Origin of the sequence: Thomasclavelia sp., assembly GCF_017889095.1 — a bacterium.
Classification (GTDB): domain Bacteria; phylum Bacillota_I; class Bacilli_A; order Erysipelotrichales; family Coprobacillaceae; genus Thomasclavelia.
This window is the reverse complement of sequence record NZ_JAGHEW010000013.1, coordinates 1-7,554: the sequence shown is the minus strand read 5'-3', so window position 1 is coordinate 7,554 and position 7,554 is coordinate 1. Positions and strand designations below refer to the sequence as shown.

The 7,554-nt window shown below is 30.2% G+C and carries 6 protein-coding genes; 3 read left to right on the top strand and 3 right to left on the bottom strand.

Features of this window, described 5'->3' with window-relative positions:
• Nucleotides 1-144: 144 nt before the first annotated feature.
• Nucleotides 145-942, top strand: coding sequence for a MurR/RpiR family transcriptional regulator (locus J7M77_RS00445; protein WP_296874925.1), 798 nt, complete (start codon nt 145-147; stop codon nt 940-942).
• Between the two features lie 38 nt (nt 943-980).
• On the opposite strand, the gene J7M77_RS00440 is transcribed toward J7M77_RS00445, so the two are convergent.
• The 3 genes from J7M77_RS00440 to J7M77_RS00430 all read right to left on the bottom strand — a co-directional run bounded on the left by J7M77_RS00440 (nt 981) and on the right by J7M77_RS00430 (nt 5,290).
• Nucleotides 981-3,299, bottom strand: a complete 2,319-nt coding sequence (locus tag J7M77_RS00440; protein WP_296874923.1) for a cation-translocating P-type ATPase — start codon at nt 3,297-3,299, stop codon at nt 981-983.
• A 330-nt stretch (nt 3,300-3,629) separates the two neighbouring features.
• Nucleotides 3,630-4,799: an aminotransferase class I/II-fold pyridoxal phosphate-dependent enzyme gene (locus tag J7M77_RS00435; RefSeq protein WP_296874921.1), complete on the bottom strand. Its 1,170-nt coding sequence runs from the start codon at nt 4,797-4,799 to the stop codon at nt 3,630-3,632.
• Nucleotides 4,799-5,290: an Lrp/AsnC family transcriptional regulator gene (locus J7M77_RS00430; protein ID WP_296874919.1), complete on the bottom strand. Its 492-nt coding sequence runs from the start codon at nt 5,288-5,290 to the stop codon at nt 4,799-4,801. The genes J7M77_RS00435 and J7M77_RS00430 overlap by 1 nt, the downstream gene beginning before the upstream one ends.
• Nucleotides 5,291-5,514: 224 nt before the next feature.
• Here J7M77_RS00430 and J7M77_RS00425 point away from each other — a divergent pair, with 224 nt between their 5' ends.
• Both J7M77_RS00425 and J7M77_RS00420 read left to right on the top strand, forming a co-directional pair.
• Nucleotides 5,515-6,549 carry a lactonase family protein gene (locus J7M77_RS00425; RefSeq protein ID WP_296874917.1) on the top strand — a complete coding sequence of 345 codons (1,035 nt, stop codon included), beginning with the start codon at nt 5,515-5,517 and terminating at the stop codon, nt 6,547-6,549.
• Nucleotides 6,550-6,572: 23 nt separating this feature from the next.
• Complete coding sequence (locus J7M77_RS00420; protein ID WP_296874915.1) at nt 6,573-7,247, top strand: TIGR00266 family protein; 675 nt, start codon at nt 6,573-6,575, stop codon at nt 7,245-7,247.
• The last annotated feature ends 307 nt before the right edge of the window (nt 7,248-7,554 follow it).

The window sequence follows — 7,554 nt, the reverse complement described above, 5'->3', positions numbered from 1 at the left end:
TTCAATTATTTATGCTTATTTTAATAAAAAAAGTCAATCTTTTCATGATAAGTTAGCTAAAACACTAGTTATAAAAGTTTAGTTTTAGTTGTCAAGCAAATAACCACCATGCTATAATAACTAAAACATTTATGAAAGCTGGTGATGGATATCTTTAATCTAACAATTATTTTATTATCAACTATCAATAGTGAACCAATTGATTCTAATAATTATAAAATCGCTAAATATCTTTTAGAGAATCTTCATTCACTTGAAGATTTATCAATTTCTGATTTAGCTAATGAATGCTTTGTTTCCAACTCCAGTATTTCTCGATTTTGTAAAGAAATTGGCTTAAATAATTTTAATACTTTAAAATCACAAATTATTCAAGTACCTTTAAAGTATCGTTACGCTAATAACAAATTCAATTTTCAATCATTTGATCATGAAAATCCATTTAAATCATATATTAATTCAATTACTGATAATTTGAATAATCTATACACCGATAAATTGTACCAGCAAATTAATTCTTTAGTTAAAGATATTTATAACTATCAAAATATCGGTGCCTTTGGTTATATGCATTCAGAAAGCATTGCTTTAAATCTTCAATATGACCTGCAAACTAATGGTAAATTAATTTTTACTCATATTAAGTTTACTAATCAAATTGAATTTATTAATAATGCTACTAAAGATACTTTAATTATTATTTTTTCTGAATCTGGTTCGTATTTTAATCGTTTATATCCACGAACTACGCCTTTTCATAATCAAAAAAATAAACCTAAGATTGTCTTGATTACATCTAATCAAGAATGTAATTTTCCTTATGTCGATGAATATATATTTTATAATTCTCGAAAAGATTATGCCAGTCATCCCTATGCTTTAATTACAATTGAATCAATGATTGCATTTATGTATCTAGAATATCTAAAAAACAATCAATAAAAAACATTAATATCGCTAAATATTAATGTTTTTTTCTTCTATTTAATTAACCCTTTTAATAACTTATGAATTCCTCTTTCAATCAATACACCAATAGCCGTTAAAATAACCGCTTTGATTAATATTGAAATACTAATTGTCGCTAAATGTAAAATACTGTTAAACAAAACTACTGCCGCAATAAAACCACCAATCATCATGACACAAATTAATATTCTTAATTTAGTAAAAGGATAACATGATCGAACAACAGCAATCATTGAAATATTCCCTAAAAGATAATACATTAAAGTAATCATTTCTAAATGATTTAACCCTAAACTATTTTTAAATAACATTATCATGATAAACAAGATAACAATGGCAAGTGCATTACCTGTTGCTTTACTAAATACTTTTGGTAAAAATTTACCGGTAATTTTTTTAGTATCCCCTTCAAAAATAGTCATAAACGAAGGCATTGCTTCAATTAATAAATCAATTAAAGTAATTTGCAGGGGAATAAATGGAAATGGTGTATTTGTCAATACACAAAACAACGATAATAGTACCGTATATATTGTTTTAATAAAAAATACTCCCGCTACTCTTGTAACATTATTAACAACTTTACGTCCTTCTAATAACACATCTGGTAAACATGTAAAATCACTGTTCAATAAAACTACTTGTGAAATTTGTTTCGAAGCATCACTTCCATCGGCAATGGCAATTGAACAATCGGCTTCTTTTAAAGCCAATAAATCATTGACCCCATCACCAGTCATTGCCACATGATGACCATCAGCTTTTAAAACCTCCACGATTTCTTTCTTTTGACTTGGCGTAACGCGCCCAAAAACAGTATATTTTCTAACTGCTTCTTGAATTTGATCATCACTTACTGTTGACATATCAATACAGCGATCATAATTAAGCACACCAGCTTTTTTAGCGATTGCCATAACTGTGTTAACATTATCACCAGAAATAATTTTAGCTTCGATTCCTTCTTGATGGAAATAAGCTAAAGTTTCTTTAGTGTTTTCTCTAATTGTATCTGATAAAATAACTGCCATTAATGGTTGTAATTTAGGTAAAGGCTGATCGTCTTTAACTGTTTCGGTTGTAAAACCAATAGCTAAAGCCCGCATTCCTTCTAACATCAAGTTAGTAATTTCATCGGGTACTTTTCCAGCCATGATTTTTTCAGCTGCCCCAACTACAATAGTTCCTAGATCTTTAAACTCGATAGCACTCCATTTACGAAGTGAAGAAAAAGGAATTTTTTTAGTATGCGTATACTTATCATTTTCACTAAAATAATCATCCATCGCCTGGAAAGTTGCGTTATTATCATCACTGCATTTTAAATACGAACCCATCACTTCATTGATATCAAAAGCATCATTGGTTCCTAGGGTAAATACCTTTTCTACTTTCATTTTTCCATTAGTAATCGTACCTGTTTTATCCAGACACAAAACATCAACATGAGATAATGTTTCTAATGAATATAGATCTTGTACTAATACTTTACGATTAGCTAATCTAGCTACCCCATTGGCAAGCGATACACTCGTTAATAAAACTAAGCCTTTAGGTAACATTCCTAATAAACCGGCTGCTGAAGAAACAACTGCTTCAAATAAAACATCCTGACGAAGCCATAAAGCTTCAATAAACAATATAATTCCTAAAGGTATGATCATAAAAGTAGTTACTTTAGTAACCTTTTTCATTGAATCTAATAATTCAGAATTTTGTTCTTTTACTTGCTGAGCTTGTTTTACTAAAGTCGTTGCATAATTATCATCCCCAACATTTTTAACTCTGGCATAACACTTACCTGAAACAACACTACTTCCTGAAAGTAAATGTCCACCAATTGGTTTATTGATTGGATCAGATTCTCCGGTCAGTAATGATTCATTAGCTTCAATCATTCCGCGAATAACCGTAGCATCATTGCAAACCTGATTGCCACTTTCTAAAACTAAAATATCATCTAAAACAATCTCATTTATATCAACAACTACATGTTTTCCATTACGAACAACTGTAATTGTAGGTTTTGTTAGAATTGACAATTGATCAACTAATTTTTTAGCTTTAATTTCTTGATAAATACCAATTAATGCATTCGCAATAATAATTAAAATAAATACTAAATTTGACCAGGCCTGGACTAAAACTAAAGCTATAAAAATCAAAAAGTTTAATAAATTAAATAACGTGCAAACATTATCCTTAACAATCTGCCCATAACTTTTACTAGCTGGTTTACTAACACCATTTACTTTACCCTGACTAATTCGCTCTTGTACTTCTTCATCACTTAAACCAACTTTATAATACATGGGTCTCTCTTTTTCCAACTATAACACCTCCAAGATTTTTGGATAATTATATTACTTAATCTATTTTTAGTATAGCAAATTTACAAATTCTTAACATAGTTTACAAACTCTTAACAAAACAATTGACATTTAACTGGTCATATATTTTTAAAGATTAAATTGTGATGATTTTATCCTCATTATAAGATTTAATAAATTATATTATTTTCTTTTAATTATCATTAAATGTATAAAATTAATATTCATCGTAACATCTTTTTTCGTTGTAACATAAAAAATGTTACAATACAAATTTTATGTTACAATGAAAAAAGACCATAAATCGTAAATGATCTATGATCTTTTAAATTACTTATTTAATTTTTGTAAAAATGCTTTTATTCTAGTCGTTGCTTCTTTAATTTGTTCAATTGAATAAGCATAAGAAACCCGAACATAGCCTTCCCCAGCTTTACCAAAAGCATCACCAGGTACACAAGCAACTAATTGATCTTTTAATAACTCTTCACAAAATTGTTGTGAAGTTAGACCGGTTGATTTAATACATGGAAAAACATAAAATGCTCCTTGTGGTGTAAAGGTATGCAATCCCATATCATTAAATGCCTTAACAATATAATTTCTTCTTAACATATAAGCTTGGCGCATTGTTTCAATTTCATTGTCACAATGGCGCATTGCTTCAATAGCTCCATATTGAGCCCCAGTAGGAGCTGACATAATTACGTATTGATGAATTTTATTCATTGCTTTAATAAAGATTGGATTGGCTAAAACATATCCAAGTCGCCATCCCGTCATCGCATAAGCCTTTGAATAACCGCTAACCAAAATTACTTGATCTTTTATTTCTGGAAAAGCAGCGATGGAACAAAACTTAGCTCCATAAGTTAATTCGGCATAAATTTCATCAGTTACGACAATGATTCCATTGTCTTTAATAATTGGAACAATTTTTTCATAATCTTCTCTAGTCATTACCCCACCAGTAGGATTACTAGGATAATTCAATAAAAGTACTTTAGTTTTATCACTAATAGCTGCTTGTAAAAGTTCAGGCGTTAATTTGAATTCATTGTCTTCTTTTAATTCAATATTAACAACTTTCCCACCAGCTAATTCAACTCCTGGCGTATAAGCAACATAGCTAGGCTGCAATAAAATTACTTCATCCCCAGGATTGATCAAACTGCGAAATGCTAAATCAATTGCTTCAGAACCCCCAACTGTTACTAAACATTCTTTTTCATAATCATAATCTAAATTAAATCTTCTTTTTTGATAACGACAAATTTCTTTTCTTAATTCCACTAATCCTTGATTAGCAGTATAAAATGTTTTCCCCTGCTCTATTGAATAGATAGCAGCTTCTCTAATTTTCCAAGGAGTATCAAAATCAGGTTCCCCAACCCCTAAAGAAATAACTCCTTCCATTTCACTTGCTAGATCAAAGAATTTACGAATACCACTAGGCGGTATATCTCTAACGGTATTATTTAAGACTTTATTAAAATCCATTATGGTGTTACCAATAGCCTTTCGCCAACATCTTTATCGTCATCATCAAAGCTAATTCCATTATTTTTATATTGTTTTAAAACAAACATTGTTGCAGTACCTGTTACTCCTTCTAAAGGTGCTAATTTTGAAGCCACAAAACGAGCTACTTCTTGCATTGTGTGCCCTTTAACGATTGCTACAAATTCAAAACTGCCACTAAGCAAATACATTGTATCAACTTCAGGAAAAGAATAGATCTTTTTAGCGATTCGATCATAACCGTATTCTCTTTCTGGTGTTGCATTGATTTGAATCATCGCCATTACATTATCAACACTTGTACGATCCCAGTTAATAATCGTATGATACCCACAGATAACTTTATCTTTTTCAAACTGGCTGATTGTCTTTTCAACATTTTCTTCACTTTCATTTAAAGCCATCGCTAAATCAGTAACCGATAATCTAGCGTTGTTATGAAGTAATGTTAATAATAAGTTCTCATCCATAATTTCTTCCTCCAATTTATTTCATTTATTATATAACATTTTATCTCTAAGGTAAAGATACGAAAACTGCAATTTAATAAAAAAATATTATTAATCTTTTTGATATGAGCTTTTTTGATTAATAAATTTATTAATTGATTTAATATTAATATTTATTAAAAAATGCTATTTGCTACCCCTTTTAAATCAACTTTATGGTAAAATAATATTAAGGAGGTTTTGCAATGCTTATATTCTATGTATCTAGCTACGGAAAGAATGATGACAAGGGAATTTATATTGTTAAATTAAACGAAGAAACTAACCAGTTTTCATTAGTACAGCATATCGTTACCCCTGATTATCCAGCTTATATGATTACTAAAAATAATACTTTATTTGCAGCTTATAAAAATGCTGGAAGAATTAATAACGGTGGGGGAATTGGTAGTTTTTCAATCTATAAAGATGAACTAATTCCTAATAATAATTATAATTCAAACGGTCGTTCTTATACCCATTTATGCATTAGTGATAATTCACGTTATCTATTTGCAGCTAACTATCATGTTGGTTCTACAGCATCATATTTATTAGAAAACAATTATATTAAACAAAAGATAAATGCCGTTCATCATACTGGTCTTGGTCCTGATTTACTTAAACGTCAAACCGGACCTCATTGTCACTGTGTTGGTATTACCCCTGATAAAAAATATGTTTATGCGGTTGATTTAGGGGCTGATAAAGTAATTATGTATACTTATAATGATGGTTTGCTTGAAGAAGATGCTACCCATAATCTAAATGTTGTTCCTGGTTCTGGACCACGACATATGATTTTTTCTAAAGATGGTCGTTTTGCTTATTTAGTCAATGAGATTGCTAATAACTTAATGGTATTTAAATACAACGATCAATATCTTAATTTGATTCAGGTAATTCATACAACGCCTAGGCATTTCCATGATTTTTCAAGTGCTAGTGCCATTCGTTTAAGTGACTCGGGAAATCACTTATTTATTTCCAATCGTGGTCATGACAGTATTGCTTTATATCGGGTAAACAAAGAAACGGGTAAAGTAAACTTACTATATATGGTACACACTGGTAAAAGTCCTCGAGATTTTAATATCATCAATGACAAATATCTAATCGTTGGTGCTCAAGACGATGATGAAATCGAGCTATTTACTTTTGATGAAGCTGAAGAACAGCTTGCTAGAACGGTAAATACTTTAAAAATACCAGCACCCGTTTGTATTGCAATTAATAAATAAGATTATAGAAGGAGATATTAAAAATGAAATATGAAATTAAGGGAGGCAACTTACCAGTTGTAATTTGTCATTTAGAAAAGGGAGAATCAATGACTACTGATAGTGGAGCAATGAGCTGGATGGATCCGGTTATGAAAATGGAAACTGTTAGTGGTGGCGTTGGTAAAGCCTTTGGTAGAATGTTTAGTGGTGAAACGATGTTTCAAAATCGCTATACAGCTAATGATGACGGTATGATTGCTTTTGCTTCATCATTTCCAGGATCAATTAAAGCAGTAAATATCGATCCAAATCATGAAATAATTATTCAAAAATCTACTTTTTTAGCATCAACGCAGGGAGTAGAAATGTCAGTCTTTTTCAATAAAAAAGTAGGTACTGGTTTCTTTGGCGGTGAAGGATTTATCATGAATAAAATTAGTGGTAATGGATTAGTTTTCTTAGAAATTGACGGTACTGCCATTGAATATGATTTATTACCAGGTCAACAAATGGTTATTGATACTGGTTATCTAGCCATGATGGATGCCACTTGCAAAATGGAAATTCAAAGTGTTAAAGGCATGAAAAATAAATTCTTAGGTGGTGAAGGTTTCTTTAATACTGTAATTACTGGCCCTGGTAAAATCGTCTTACAATCAATGCCAATTAGTGCTGTTGCATCAGTAATTTCACCATTTATTCCTACTGGTAAATAATCAAGAAATGTTTAAGATTTAAAAATATCATGTTTTCAAAAGTATTCATGAAAAATACCTGAAAGCAAAAATAACACTTGATTTTTGATGATAAATATGCAATTATATAAATGCAATTAGATATTCCAAATGAAAAGGATGAGTGCTGGCTCATCCTTTTCGCTGTTTATAAGCGGGTCCTTTATTTAGTTAGTCTTCTTTAGACCTTACTAAATATAAGATTACTACTAATATAATTAGATATTCCATGAGGAATTATCTCTTTCATAATCTTTTTGACCCGCCTGAAGAACAATGTACCATTGTT